Origin of the sequence: Rhizobium leguminosarum bv. viciae (assembly GCF_012276115.1) — a bacterium.
Classification (GTDB): Bacteria; Pseudomonadota; Alphaproteobacteria; order Rhizobiales; family Rhizobiaceae; genus Rhizobium; species Rhizobium leguminosarum_T.
The window spans coordinates 347,913-359,932 of the sequence record NZ_WIEU01000005.1; the positions used below are offsets into that span (position 1 = coordinate 347,913).

The 12,020-nt window shown below is 59.3% G+C and carries 16 protein-coding genes and 4 tRNA genes; 14 read left to right on the forward strand and 6 right to left on the reverse strand.

Features of this window, described 5'->3' with window-relative positions; all coding sequences use genetic code 11:
- Positions 1 to 76: 76 nt before the first annotated feature.
- The 3 genes from GFM02_RS12685 to GFM02_RS12695 are packed head-to-tail and all read right to left on the reverse strand — an operon-like array spanning position 77 to position 2,447.
- Positions 77 to 1,120: an alpha/beta hydrolase family protein gene (locus GFM02_RS12685; protein WP_168321821.1), complete on the reverse strand. Its 1,044-nt coding sequence runs from the start codon at positions 1,118 to 1,120 to the stop codon at positions 77 to 79.
- Between the two features lie 33 nt (positions 1,121 to 1,153).
- Positions 1,154 to 1,669, reverse strand: a complete 516-nt coding sequence (locus GFM02_RS12690; RefSeq protein ID WP_168321822.1) for a hypothetical protein — start codon at positions 1,667 to 1,669, stop codon at positions 1,154 to 1,156.
- Positions 1,670 to 1,673: 4 nt separating this feature from the next.
- On the reverse strand, positions 1,674 to 2,447 hold the full coding sequence (locus tag GFM02_RS12695; protein WP_017959976.1) for an NAD kinase: 774 nt from the start codon (positions 2,445 to 2,447) through the stop codon (positions 1,674 to 1,676).
- 159 nt (positions 2,448 to 2,606) lie between these two features.
- Here GFM02_RS12695 and GFM02_RS12700 point away from each other — a divergent pair.
- A tRNA-Thr gene (locus tag GFM02_RS12700) sits at positions 2,607 to 2,682 on the forward strand.
- A gap of 232 nt (positions 2,683 to 2,914) precedes the next feature.
- Entirely contained in the window at positions 2,915 to 3,343 is a 429-nt protein-coding gene (locus GFM02_RS12705; RefSeq protein WP_020049528.1) for a hypothetical protein, read from the forward strand.
- Between the two features lie 97 nt (positions 3,344 to 3,440).
- Here the strand turns inward: GFM02_RS12705 and GFM02_RS12710 are convergent, their stop codons facing one another.
- The 3 genes from GFM02_RS12710 to rlmB all read right to left on the reverse strand — a co-directional run bounded on the left by GFM02_RS12710 (position 3,441) and on the right by rlmB (position 4,775).
- Complete coding sequence (locus GFM02_RS12710; protein ID WP_020049529.1) at positions 3,441 to 3,599, reverse strand: hypothetical protein; 159 nt, start codon at positions 3,597 to 3,599, stop codon at positions 3,441 to 3,443.
- A 46-nt stretch (positions 3,600 to 3,645) separates the two neighbouring features.
- Positions 3,646 to 3,792 carry a hypothetical protein gene (locus GFM02_RS12715; RefSeq protein WP_168321823.1) on the reverse strand — a complete coding sequence of 49 codons (147 nt, stop codon included), beginning with the start codon at positions 3,790 to 3,792 and terminating at the stop codon, positions 3,646 to 3,648.
- Positions 3,793 to 3,884: 92 nt separating this feature from the next.
- On the reverse strand, positions 3,885 to 4,775 hold the full coding sequence (rlmB, locus tag GFM02_RS12720; protein ID WP_168254907.1) for a 23S rRNA (guanosine(2251)-2'-O)-methyltransferase RlmB: 891 nt from the start codon (positions 4,773 to 4,775) through the stop codon (positions 3,885 to 3,887).
- A 200-nt stretch (positions 4,776 to 4,975) separates the two neighbouring features.
- Here rlmB and GFM02_RS12725 point away from each other — a divergent pair.
- The 12 genes from GFM02_RS12725 (at position 4,976) to rplL (ending at position 11,871) form a co-directional block, all read left to right on the forward strand.
- Positions 4,976 to 5,060 (forward strand) — tRNA-Tyr (locus tag GFM02_RS12725).
- A gap of 24 nt (positions 5,061 to 5,084) precedes the next feature.
- Positions 5,085 to 5,158, forward strand: a tRNA-Gly gene (locus tag GFM02_RS12730).
- A 348-nt stretch (positions 5,159 to 5,506) separates the two neighbouring features.
- Positions 5,507 to 6,682: an elongation factor Tu gene (gene tuf, locus GFM02_RS12735; RefSeq protein ID WP_020049533.1), complete on the forward strand. Its 1,176-nt coding sequence runs from the start codon at positions 5,507 to 5,509 to the stop codon at positions 6,680 to 6,682.
- A 202-nt stretch (positions 6,683 to 6,884) separates the two neighbouring features.
- Positions 6,885 to 7,019, forward strand: coding sequence for a hypothetical protein (locus GFM02_RS35460; protein WP_003547509.1), 135 nt, complete (start codon positions 6,885 to 6,887; stop codon positions 7,017 to 7,019).
- A gap of 171 nt (positions 7,020 to 7,190) precedes the next feature.
- A complete protein-coding gene (locus GFM02_RS12740) occupies positions 7,191 to 8,084 on the forward strand; it encodes an NAD-dependent epimerase/dehydratase family protein (protein WP_168321824.1) in 894 nt (297 codons plus the stop codon).
- Positions 8,085 to 8,253: 169 nt separating this feature from the next.
- Positions 8,254 to 8,329, forward strand: a tRNA-Trp gene (locus GFM02_RS12745).
- A gap of 195 nt (positions 8,330 to 8,524) precedes the next feature.
- The gene (gene secE, locus GFM02_RS12750) at positions 8,525 to 8,725 is read left to right on the forward strand and encodes a preprotein translocase subunit SecE (RefSeq protein ID WP_003547514.1); all 201 of its coding nucleotides are present in this window, start codon (positions 8,525 to 8,527) and stop codon (positions 8,723 to 8,725) included.
- 17 nt (positions 8,726 to 8,742) lie between these two features.
- Positions 8,743 to 9,273, forward strand: a complete 531-nt coding sequence (gene nusG / locus GFM02_RS12755; protein ID WP_003547516.1) for a transcription termination/antitermination protein NusG — start codon at positions 8,743 to 8,745, stop codon at positions 9,271 to 9,273.
- 176 nt (positions 9,274 to 9,449) lie between these two features.
- A complete protein-coding gene (gene rplK, locus GFM02_RS12760) occupies positions 9,450 to 9,881 on the forward strand; it encodes a 50S ribosomal protein L11 (RefSeq protein ID WP_003547518.1) in 432 nt (143 codons plus the stop codon).
- A gap of 4 nt (positions 9,882 to 9,885) precedes the next feature.
- Entirely contained in the window at positions 9,886 to 10,587 is a 702-nt protein-coding gene (rplA, locus tag GFM02_RS12765; RefSeq protein ID WP_003547520.1) for a 50S ribosomal protein L1, read from the forward strand.
- Positions 10,588 to 10,916: 329 nt separating this feature from the next.
- Positions 10,917 to 11,435, forward strand: coding sequence for a 50S ribosomal protein L10 (rplJ, locus tag GFM02_RS12770; protein WP_168321825.1), 519 nt, complete (start codon positions 10,917 to 10,919; stop codon positions 11,433 to 11,435).
- Positions 11,436 to 11,493: 58 nt separating this feature from the next.
- Positions 11,494 to 11,871, forward strand: a complete 378-nt coding sequence (gene rplL / locus GFM02_RS12775; protein WP_003547523.1) for a 50S ribosomal protein L7/L12 — start codon at positions 11,494 to 11,496, stop codon at positions 11,869 to 11,871.
- Positions 11,872 to 12,020 lie beyond the last annotated feature (149 nt).

Here is a 12,020-nt window from a genome sequence, read left to right on the forward strand (position 1 = left end):
ACAATGGATTGAGTTGGAAAGCCCCGGAGACGGGGCTTTCCTTTTTGCTCAAACCATTATGCAGCAATTCAAAATGTTACAGCGTCCTTTGCGCGTCTGAAAAGACGCGCGGCGCTGTAATGCCGCTGTCTTGAAACAGCGCTGCCGACAGATCGGCAATCTCGTCATGAATGGCTGCGCGCTCGATGCCGGGGGGATCGGTAAAGAGTTCTGCCGCAAAGGCGAGGCCGAGCGCCGTGCCCTCTGGCACGAAGACATAATGTCCAAGGCCGCCGCCGAAGATTTTAAGAGCGCCGCGCGGCAGCCGCGCATGCAGCCACGATGAACATTCTTCGGCGGGTGCCGCCTGGTCGGCATCACCGACCAGGATAAGGGCAGGCGCATCGACGGCTTTCAGGCTTTCCTCGCTGAAGCCGAGAACGGACCGGCCCGGCGCGCAGATGAGCGCGGCCTTGATTCTGTCGTCTCGGTAGGACTTCGACATGCGGGACCACGAATCGCGAAACACATCGCTGGTGCGCAGCAATGCCGGGATATGGTCGGCAAGGTCGGGAAATTCCCTCGGTCCGCGCGCGCCACCCGGCTTCAACCTGGACGGTTCGAACTGCGAGAACTGGGCGACAGCCCCAAGAAGCAGCATCACACTAGAGGCTCCGGCTGAAAATCCGGCTGCAAAGACGTTGTTCGTATCGATATGGCCTGAGAGATCGCTGAGCCACGCATCGCAATGGTCGAGCATGTAGCTTAGATCCGGCGCCCGCTCCCAAAGGCAGGCAAAGCCTTCAGCGCGATAGGGCTCGATGCCGGTATTGCCGTGATGGCTGACGCCGAGCGCGACAAATCCGCGATCGACCAGGCGTCGCGCCAGCCACTCCAGTCCGGCCGCGGATCCGCCGGTGCCATGCGACAACAGGACGAGGGAATAGGGCCTGGCCTCCGGCCGGATGGGTGCATTGCGGGCGACGGCCGCCTTCTGGAACCAGCTTCTTTCCGGGACGTCGCTTTGCGCGTCGTCGGCGGCGGGGTACCAGAGGGACCAGTTGATGGGTCTGGGGCCGGCGGCGTCCCAGTTCGACCTTTTCTCGTCGTAGAGGACGCCGTCGCGAAAGCCCAGTTTCATCTCTTTGATGCCCCTTTGAACACGTCCCGGCCGTTAATTCGTCGCCTTCTCGACGGTGATGTCGCCGAATTCGTCGATCAGCACGGTCCAGCCATCCGGCTCCGCGGCAGGGTCTGTCTTCAGATAGACCGTGGCGAAGAGCCCCGGCTCCTTGATGATGCCGTTCGAATTCTCGGGGCGGATATCGGTCACGTAAGGCTTCAGGTCGCTGAACTCCTGCAGCTCGATGGTCGAGGCGATCGCCGGGCCGGTCTCGGTCTGGGCAATCTGCTGCAGATAGACCTTCGAGGTCCTGTCCGGCTGGCGCACGGCAAAGAGCTTGTAGTAGCCGTGGCGCTGCGTCCCTTCTCCTTCGGGGTTGACAACGCTCTCGGCGCCCGTCGGCGCCCGCTCTACATCAGGTGCGTTGCCGTCGTCCTCCCAGTAGCCGGTGCTGGTCGCGAAAATCACCGATGCGGGCAGGATGGCATCCTGCGCCGGAGCAGCCTCCGCAGCAATGCTCCATCCCGCAAGCAGGAGGCTGGTCATCAATATCCGTCGCATTGCCATCGTCTCAATCCTTGAACTGCTCGGCGAGGATACGGTCGGACCAGGAGCGGTCGGGATCAGACAGAATGCGCGCGGTGACATGCTCCGACTGGGCGATGCGGATATGCAGCACCGACTTGACCTCGGTATTGTCGGCCACCGCATTCACCGGCCGCTTCTCCGGCTCGAGAATGTCGATATCCACGGTCACCTTGTTCGGCAGCAGAGCGCCCCTCCAACGCCGCGGCCTGAAAGCGCTGACCGGCGTCATGGCGAGCAGCGGCGCCTCGAGCGGCAGGATCGGGCCATGGGCGGAAAGATTATAAGCCGTCGATCCGGCAGGTGTCGCGACCATCAGCCCGTCGCAGATCAGTTCTTCCAGACGGACGCGACCATCCACCATGACCCTCAGGTTAGCGGCCTGATAGGACTGGCGAAAAAGATAAACCTCGTTGATGGCGAGCGCCGTCGAGTTGGTGCCGTCGGCGTTGGCCGTCGTCATCTGCAATGGCCGAAAGACGTTTTCAACGGCGACGCAGATGCGCTCCTGAAGCTGGTCGGTCCGATAATCGTTCATCAGGAAACCGACCGAGCCGCGATTCATGCCGTAAACCAGCTTGCCGGAATTCATGGTGTTGTGCAGCGTCTGCAGCATGAAACCGTCGCCGCCGAGCGCGACGATGACGTCGGCTTCGTCAGCCGGGACGTCGCCATAGATGCCAATCAACTCCTCGCGCGCGGCAAGCGCCTCCGTCGTTGGTGAGGCGAGAAAGGAAAGCGTCTGAAATGAACGGCCCATGCAATGCCCTTTATGATGCTGCCCTAGCTAAAGGATAAAGACCTTGCGCGACAAGGACGTTTTCTATCGCGAAGCGTTTTGAGCTGCAGCCGACCAGGCCACGTAGATACGGATTTTCCCTTTACAGAATCACAGAATCTGTTAGTTGGGGCAATTATTGCCCTTGTAGCTCAGTTGGTAGAGCACCTGATTTGTAATCAGGGGGTCCCGGGTTCGAACCCTGGCGGGGGCACCAGCCTACGCTCTGTGAGCTTCGGCTCGGCGAGCCGAAGAGAGCAGCTAAGCGGAGGCTGTCGCGTCGTGGTTCTGTCAGGAACGAAGGCGGACTGGTTCCAGAATGATCCGGTCAGCTGCACCATCTTTCCCCACGATACCGCCTTTCTAAACCATAGCCTGGGTTCGACGCTGTTCCGATCTATCGCGCCAGCAGATCTTTCAGAAGGTTCATATCGTTCGATGAACCGCGCGTGAAGGGCTGCTTCACCGCCAATTCAGCCGCGCCCGCCTATCTTCGCCTCATCATCAATGAGGAAACAGCCATGAAGCTCGCTCATCTCTTTCTCGCCGCAACCATTTCCATCGGTGCGGCTTTCGCGTCCGTCGCACCGGCGGCCGCCATGCCGGCCGAGCGGCCGGCGGTGTCGACGCAGGGCGATATCGTTCAAATTCGTGATGGCTGGCGAGGTGATCGCGACCGTGACGATCGTGGCTGGCGACATGATCGCGACCGTGATGATCGTGACGACCGTGGCTGGCGCGATGAGCGCGATTGGCGCCGGTCCGACTGGCGCGATAATCGCCGTCACTGGCGGCGGTGGCGTGCCGAGCGTTGGCAGGAGCGCCGCGAGTGGCGCGATCGCGATCGCGGAATGCCGTTCTGGCTCTATCGCAGCTGACGATAACGGCCCGGATCATCCGGGCCGTTACTTTAATAAGTGACGGGCTCGTTGACGCTCGCCTCGATCCTGATCTCCGTCCGCGTTCCTGCCAGAATTATTGCACCGGTCCCGGCGTCGCGGGGCCGGGCACCATCGGTGACAGGGGATCGGGCTGGTGGACGGGGTGCGACGTGTCCACCCAGATGATGCTGAGGATAATCACGACGAAGACCGCGATGAAGAGGATACCGAAAATCAGCGGTCGAATGGCCATGATAGGGATCGTTCCTTCTTGCTTCTGAGCCGGTCGCTGTGACCAATCATTGGCCGATCATAGTGCGCCGGGGTGTCATTCCAAGGCAAAAGTGGATTTTTCTGGCATCGGAGCCGGACTGCGGCAGCGGCGGACGAGCGAAAGCGGCCTGCCGCTCTTCCAGAGCCGCGAGCGTGGGAATAAAACGGATCATGACAATTCCCCTTTGTCGCGACGACAGCGCCGCGCGTCTCTTCAGACGCGCAAGGACGCTGTAGTACTTTGAATGATTGCCTGCGGGTCAGCCTATGCCTTCAGGTGGAGCCGCGCCGCATAAAGCGCGATTGCCGCTGCATTCGAGACGTTGAGCGATTTGATCGAGCCCGGCATGTCGAGACGGGCAAGTGCGTTAACGGTTTCCCGCGTCTTCTGCCGAAGTCCCTTGCCCTCGGAGCCGAGCACGAGCGCCACTTTCTCGCCCGAGAAGGTGCCTTCGAGTGGCGCCGGCCCTTCCGAATCGAGGCCGATGGTGGAGAAACCGAGCTTGTGCAATTCACCGAGCGCGTCGGCGAGATTGGTGACCTGTATATAAGGTATCAGTTCCAGCGCGCCGGAGGCGGACTTGGCGAGCACGCCCGATTCGGTCGGGCTGTGTCGCTGCGTGGTGATCACCGCGCCGGCATTGAAGGCGACGGCCGAGCGCATGATCGCGCCGACATTGTGCGGATCGGTCACCTGATCGAGGACGAGCAGGAGCGGGCTTTCCTTCAGCGCTTCAAGCCGGCGTACCGGAAGCGGCCGTGTTTCCAGCATGACGCCCTGATGGATCGCCTCGGGGCCGAGCACCTTGTCGATCTCCTGCGGCGAAACGATCTCGAAGGGAATTCCGAGCGCTTCGACGTCGACTTCGAGGCGCGCCAGCGCGTTCTGCGTCACGAACAGCTTGATCTTCTTGCGCTCAGGATTGTCGAGCGCTGCACGCACCGTATGCAGGCCATAGAGATGCACCTGGTCGGGCGCAAGCGCCGGCGGCTTCCAGTCATCGCCGCCGCGCTTGCGCTTCTGCGGCTGAGGTGTCGGAATCTCCCCGCGTTCGCGCTTGGCGTCGCGGTGGGCGCGCCGCAGAGTGGCGTAATGCGTATCCTTGGCGGATGGGTCTGTCGCGGTCTTGCCGCCGGATTTGTTGTCTTTGCTCATGCAGCTTTATAGCCATGGCGCTCGCTGCCGCATAGGCTTTCTTTCATATGCCGGCTTTCGGTGGCGAATGAAATTTTTCGTGTTTTTTCCGTTGTCATCGTGTTGACAGACTGAAATGCTCCGGTCATATACGCGGCGCAGACGACGGGCGGCAACGCTTCGAAGTCTGATGAACTTGGTCTTGCGATCCGGACGAAACTGGAGAGATGCCCGAGTGGTTAAAGGGGACGGACTGTAAATCCGTTGGCTCAGCCTACGTTGGTTCAAATCCAACTCTCTCCACCATTCGTCATCGGATCGGACCACCCCGCGGGTATAGCTCAATGGTAGAGCAGCAGCCTTCCAAGCTGAATACGCGGGTTCGATTCCCGCTACCCGCTCCAGTTTCCGTTACGCTACTTTATTCGACCGCTGCTGTGATAGTCCCCGAGATATCTCCGGCGCTGGCGGAGAAGCTGACGATTGCGATTATCGACTGGTAGGGAAGGGCGCTCGACGCCGAACGTCTATAGCGCGTCTCTGGCGGTCAATGCGATTTTCTCTAAGATTTCAGCGATTTTCGAGGGGGCTTTGGCGAATCGCCTTGCAGGCGGCGAATTGTCTCCCATATGCGCTGTCAGGCCAAGTTTGGCGTCTGCAATTAAGTCTTGCGCAATGTCGCCGAAAGCCTTAAACGGCGGCACTAAACCGGTTCGCCGGGGCCACCATTTTCGTTCACAGGAAGCATTCAAATGGGAAAGAGTAAGTTTGAGCGCAACAAGCCGCACGTCAACATTGGCACGATTGGCCACGTTGACCACGGCAAGACGTCTCTGACGGCAGCGATCACGAAGTACTTCGGTGAGTACAAGGCGTACGATCAGATCGACGCGGCTCCGGAAGAAAAGGCGCGTGGCATCACGATTTCGACGGCCCACGTTGAGTACGAGACGCCGGCGCGCCACTACGCCCACGTCGACTGCCCCGGCCACGCCGACTACGTCAAGAACATGATCACCGGTGCTGCCCAGATGGACGGTGCGATCCTGGTGTGCTCGGCCGCTGACGGCCCGATGCCGCAGACGCGCGAACACATCCTGCTGGCTCGCCAGGTCGGCGTTCCGGCGATCGTGGTGTTCCTGAACAAGGTCGACCAGGTTGACGACGCCGAGCTTCTCGAACTGGTCGAGCTCGAAGTTCGCGAACTGCTGTCGTCCTACGACTTCCCGGGCGACGATATCCCGATCGTCAAGGGTTCGGCGCTTGCTGCTCTCGAAGATTCGGACAAGAAGATCGGCGAAGACGCGATCCGCGAACTGATGGCCGCTGTCGACGCCTACATCCCGACGCCTGAGCGTCCGATCAACCTGCCGTTCCTGCTGCCGATCGAAGACGTGTTCTCGATCTCTGGCCGCGGCACGGTTGTGACCGGCCGCGTCGAGCGTGGCATTGTCAAGGTTGGCGAAGAAGTCGAGATCGTCGGCATCCGCCCGACGACGAAGACGACGGTGACCGGCGTTGAAATGTTCCGCAAGCTGCTCGATCAGGGCCAGGCTGGCGACAACATCGGCGCGCTGATCCGCGGCGTCACCCGTGATGGCGTTGAGCGTGGCCAGATTCTGTGCAAGCCGGGTTCGGTCAAGCCGCACAAGAAGTTCATGGCAGAAGCCTACATCCTGACGAAGGAAGAGGGCGGCCGTCATACGCCGTTCTTCACCAACTACCGTCCGCAGTTCTACTTCCGCACGACCGACGTGACGGGCATTGTGACGCTGCCGGAAGGCACGGAGATGGTCATGCCGGGCGACAACGTCACGGTATCGGTCGAGCTGATCGTTCCGATCGCGATGGAAGAAAAGCTGCGCTTCGCCATCCGCGAAGGCGGCCGCACCGTCGGCGCCGGTATCGTCGCGTCGATCGTCGAGTAACTTTCGAGTTATCCGCAACTATGAAGACCCCGCTGGAAACAGCGGGGTTTTTCACTTTCATGGCTTCCTGTAGGTTTAACAGGTGTTGTAAAAATATCGTTAAATTGGCCTGTCACAGTATTTTGTTCATCTCACGTTCAGAAACCGGTTTGTGATCGGACCATTGTGGTCCAGACTCCTTCTTGCAAAGAGGAGAGCCCGGATGATTCCAAAGGCCACATTCGCTGCGACGATATTCGCGATGTATGTTTTCACGATGTTTTTCATCGCTGCAATTCCGCAAGAAGTTGTTCAGTCTGCCGTCGTGCAGATTGGCGAGGTAAGTGTCGTCAAGTGACGACCTTTGCCGAGCATCGCAGGCTTCTGCGATGTTCGGAAATGATCGGCCAGGTGCTCCCGGATAGGATGCTCCTGGCGACGCGGGGGTGAACCCTTGCAGGACGCTCGCTTGCTCTTCGCGCGGAAGCGTCTATCTATGCCTCCGATTTCATGACGCGGAGGATAATCCATGAAGAGACGTATTCTATTCACCGGCGGTTCGGGCAAGGCAGGTCGCCATGCGGTGCCGTGGCTCGTCAATGCCGGCTACGAGGTTCACAACCTCGATCTCGTGCCGCTGGATAGCCCCGGCGTCACCAATCTCATCGCCGACATCACCGATAGCGGTCAGGTCTTCAACGCGCTCTCGATGCATCGCGATTTTCCCGATCTCGACGCGGGCAGGGGCGTGCAGCCCTTCGACGCCGTCGTGCATTTCGCCGCCATCCCGCGCATCCTGATCAAGCCCGATAACGAAACCTTCCGCATCAACACGATGGGCACCTATAATGTCATCGAGGCGGCGGTGAAGCTCGGCATCCACAAGATCATCGTCGCATCGAGCGAGACGACTTATGGCGTCTGCTTTGCCGAAGGCCATCGCGATTTCCACCAGTTCCCGCTGGAGGAGGATTATGACGTCAATCCGATGGATTCCTACGGCCTTTCCAAGGTGGTCAACGAAAAGACGGCGCGCGCCTTTGCTGAACGTTCGGGCTTCGACATCTATGCGCTGCGCATCGGCAATGTCATCGAGCCGCACGAATACGAGAAGTTTCCGACCTTTTTCGCCAATCCCGAGATGCGCAAGCGCATCGCCTGGAGCTATATCGATGCCCGCGACCTCGGGCAGATCTGCCATCTCTGCATCGAGAAGGACGGTCTCGGCTACCAGGTCTTCAACGCCGCCAACGATACCGTCTCGGCCAATACGCCATCGAAGGAACTCGCGAAGCGATTCTTTCCGAACGTGCCCTTCACCCGCGAGGTCGGCGAATATGAGGGACTGCTCTCCAACCGCAAGATCCGCGAGGTGCTGGGCTTTAAGGAAGAACACGATTGGCGGAAATATGTGAAGGTCTGAACGGACCGTGGTTCCGCGATTGAAAGGCCAATCGCTCGCATATCAGGAGAATGGCTTTGAAAATCGAAAAATCGTGCTTGCCAATCCCGTGTCGTCGTCCTAAAGGGAGCGCCATGCTTTTCAGCAGCGATTTGCGGGCCTTGGCTCAGGCGCTGAATGATCGGTATGAAGGGGTATAGCTCAGTTGGTAGAGCGGCGGTCTCCAAAACCGCAGGTCGTAGGTTCGAGCCCTACTGCCCCTGCCATTTTCCTGGATGCGGGACAGCGCGGACATGCTCGCGGCATTTCCGGTCGGGGATTGATTGGTGGTAAGTAATTTCGTTAAACTTCGGTTTCCCCCTTGTGTATTCGGAAATCGGTGTTTATTTAGGGTTCAACAGACACGCGGTGCGTGGGGCTGATAGTTTCAGCTTTACGCGCCGTAATTGCGTGGGCAGTCGATGGCATCCAAATCCAATCCGTTTGCGTTTCTGCAGCAGGTTCGCTCCGAGACGTCGAAAGTTACATGGCCGTCGCGCCGCGAGACCATGATCTCGACGGTCATGGTGCTGGTGATGGTGGTTTTCGCCGCGCTGTTTTTCTTTGCCGCTGACCAGCTGATCGGCTGGGCTCTGAGCTTCGTGCTGAATACCGGCAACTGATACGGGTGGAGATGAAAATGGCGGCACGTTGGTACATCGTCCACGCATATTCAAATTTTGAAAAGAAGGTGGCTGAAGACATCGAGAACAAGGCTCGCCAGAAGGGGCTTGAGCACCTGTTCGAGAAGATCCTCGTGCCGACTGAAAAGGTGGTGGAAGTGCGTCGCGGCCGCAAGGTCGATTCCGAGCGCAAGTTTTTCCCGGGCTATGTCATGGTTCGTGCCAATCTGACCGACGAAGCCTACCACCTGATCAAGAATACGCCGAAGGTCACAGGTTTCCTCGGCTCCGACAATAAGCCCGTTCCGATTCCGGATTATGAAGCCGAGCGCATTCTCGGTCAGGTTCAGGAAGGTGTCGAGCGGCCGAAGGCCTCCATTACCTTCGAGATCGGCGAGCAGGTCCGCGTTTCCGACGGTCCGTTCGCGTCGTTCAACGGCACGGTTCAGGATGTGGACGAAGAACGTTCGCGCCTGAAGGTGGAAGTGTCGATCTTCGGCCGCGCAACGCCGGTCGAGCTGGAATACGCTCAGGTCGAGAAGGTCTGATTGCAGAAACTGGAAGCTGGCCCTTGCGGCCTGTTTCCTGCGGACCTCGTCCGCACTCGCGTGGAAGGTGAGGGGTCTTAGCCGGACCCTAAGGATCCGCACCACGCAACCGCAGCCGCCGGAGAGATCCGGCATCACGGGCCGGGCGACCGGCCGTTCATGAAAGGCAGAGAGATATGGCTAAGAAAGTTGCAGGCCAGCTCAAGCTTCAGGTCAAGGCAGGATCGGCAAACCCGTCCCCGCCGATTGGCCCGGCGCTTGGTCAGCGTGGCATTAACATCATGGAATTCTGCAAGGCGTTCAATGCCGCCACGCAGGAAATGGAAAAGGGCATGCCGATTCCGGTCGTCATCACCTATTACCAGGACAAGTCCTTCACCTTCGCGATGAAGCAGCCGCCGGTCAGCTACTGGCTGAAGAAGGAAGCGAAGATCACGTCCGGTTCGAAGACGCCCGGCAAGGGCGCCAAGGCCGGCTCCCTCACCAAGGCTCAGATCAAGTCGATCGCAGAAGCCAAGATGAAGGATCTGAACGCAGCGGATATCGAAGGTGCAATGGCGATGATCGAGGGCTCTGCCCGCGCCATGGGCCTGGAAGTGGTGGGTTAAGATCATGGCTGGTAAGCGCACGCAGAAGATCAACGAAGGTGTTGATCCCACCAAGCTCTACGCTCTGACCCTGGCCATCGGCATGGTCAAGGAACGGGCTGTCGCCAAGTTCGACGAAACCATCGAAGTCTCGATGAATCTCGGCGTCGACCCGCGCCATGCGGACCAGATGGTTCGCGGCGTCGTCAACCTGCCGAACGGCACGGGCCGCACGGTTCGCGTCGCCGTCTTCGCTCGTGGCGCCAAGGCTGACGAAGCCAAGGCCGCTGGTGCCGATATCGTCGGCGCCGAAGACCTCGTCGAAATCGTCCAGGGCGGCAAGATCGAATTCGATCGCTGCATCGCCACCCCCGACATGATGCCGCTCGTCGGCCGTCTCGGTAAGGTTCTCGGCCCGCGCGGCATGATGCCGAACCCGAAGGTCGGCACCGTCACCATGGATGTCGCCGGAGCCGTCAAGGCTTCCAAGGGCGGCGCTGTCGAGTTCCGCGTCGAGAAGGCTGGCATCGTCCATGCCGGCATCGGCAAGGCCTCGTTCGACGCCAAGGCTCTGGAAGAAAACATCCGCGCCTTTGCTGACGCCGTCATCAAGGCGAAGCCGGCTGGCGCCAAGGGCAACTACGTCAAGCGCGTGGCGATTTCCTCGACCATGGGTCCGGGCGTCAAGATCGAGCCCGGCTCGGTCACCGGTGCTCCGGCTGCGTAAGTTTATGGCCGGGCTTTAAGTCCGGCGACTGAATTTCCGGCCTCGCAAGGGGCCGGAATATTCCGGAGAAATCCGGAATCCTGTCCGAGATTGCAGGTGGTTTTCCCTTAATCACTGTGCCTGCATGAGACGGGTAAGACCCGAATTGCAAGAAGTTCGCTTCTAGGAACTCGGTTCGAGCCTTGGATGCCTTGTGCCTCTTTAGCCTTGATTGGCGCGAGAGCGCGGGGGGACAGGATCCTCAAGCGTCGCTTGGGATCTCGCATGATCCCAGGAGGCAAAAGGCAACCGGCGGGCCCATTTTCGGTCCCGCCAACTGGAGATAGGCAGTGGAAAGAGCGGAAAAACGCGAATTCGTCACGGAACTGAACGAAGTCTTCAAGGCTTCGGGCTCAGTTGTCGTGGCCCACTATGCTGGTGCCACAGTCGCGCAGATGAACGATTTTCGTTCGAAGATGCGCGCAGCTGGCGGCACCGTCAAAGTCGCGAAGAACCGCCTGGCCAAGATTGCCCTTCAGGGTACGGAAGCGGAAGGGATGTCCAATCTCTTCAAGGGTCAGACGCTGATTGCATACAGCACCGATCCGATCACCGCTCCGAAGGTCGTCATGGATTTCGCCAAGACCAATGACAAGATCATTGTTCTGGGCGGCGCCATGGGAACAACCGCGCTCAACGCCGATGCAGTCAAGTCGCTTGCGACCCTGCCTTCGCTCGATGAGCTGCGTGCGAAGCTGCTGGGCATGATCCAGACACCGGCTACCCGCATCGCAGGGGTTGTTGCAGCACCGGCAAGCCAGCTTGCCCGCGTGTTTGCGGCCTACGCCAAGAAGGACGAAGCCGCGTAAGGCGGTTTTTCGCTGTTTATAATCAACCGGTTCGAACCGAACAAAAGGAACTAGTAAAATGGCTGATCTCGCAAAGATCGTTGACGACCTCTCCTCGCTGACCGTTCTGGAAGCTGCAGAACTGTCGAAGCTTCTCGAAGAAAAGTGGGGCGTTTCCGCTGCTGCTCCGGTAGCTGTTGCTGCCGCTGCCGGCGGTGCTGCTGCTGCTGTCGTTGAAGAAGAAAAGACCGAATTCGACGTCATCCTCGTCGAAGCTGGTGCCAACAAGATCAACGTCATCAAGGAAGTCCGCGCCATCACTGGTCTCGGCCTCAAGGAAGCCAAGGATCTCGTTGAAGCCGCTCCGAAGGCTGTCAAGGAAGGCGTCAACAAGGCTGAAGCCGCTGACATCAAGAAGAAGCTTGAAGACGCTGGCGCCAAGGCCGACGTCAAGTAATCTTGAACTGCTTTTGGGAGGCAGTATCTCTACTGCCTCCCATTTGCCGTTTTTCTGAACGAATTACCCAAAAGCCGCGTCGAAACGGCTTTTGGGTAATGGGTTCTTCAAAAGGATGGTCTCGCACCGAGGGCAGCACAGCAATCCGA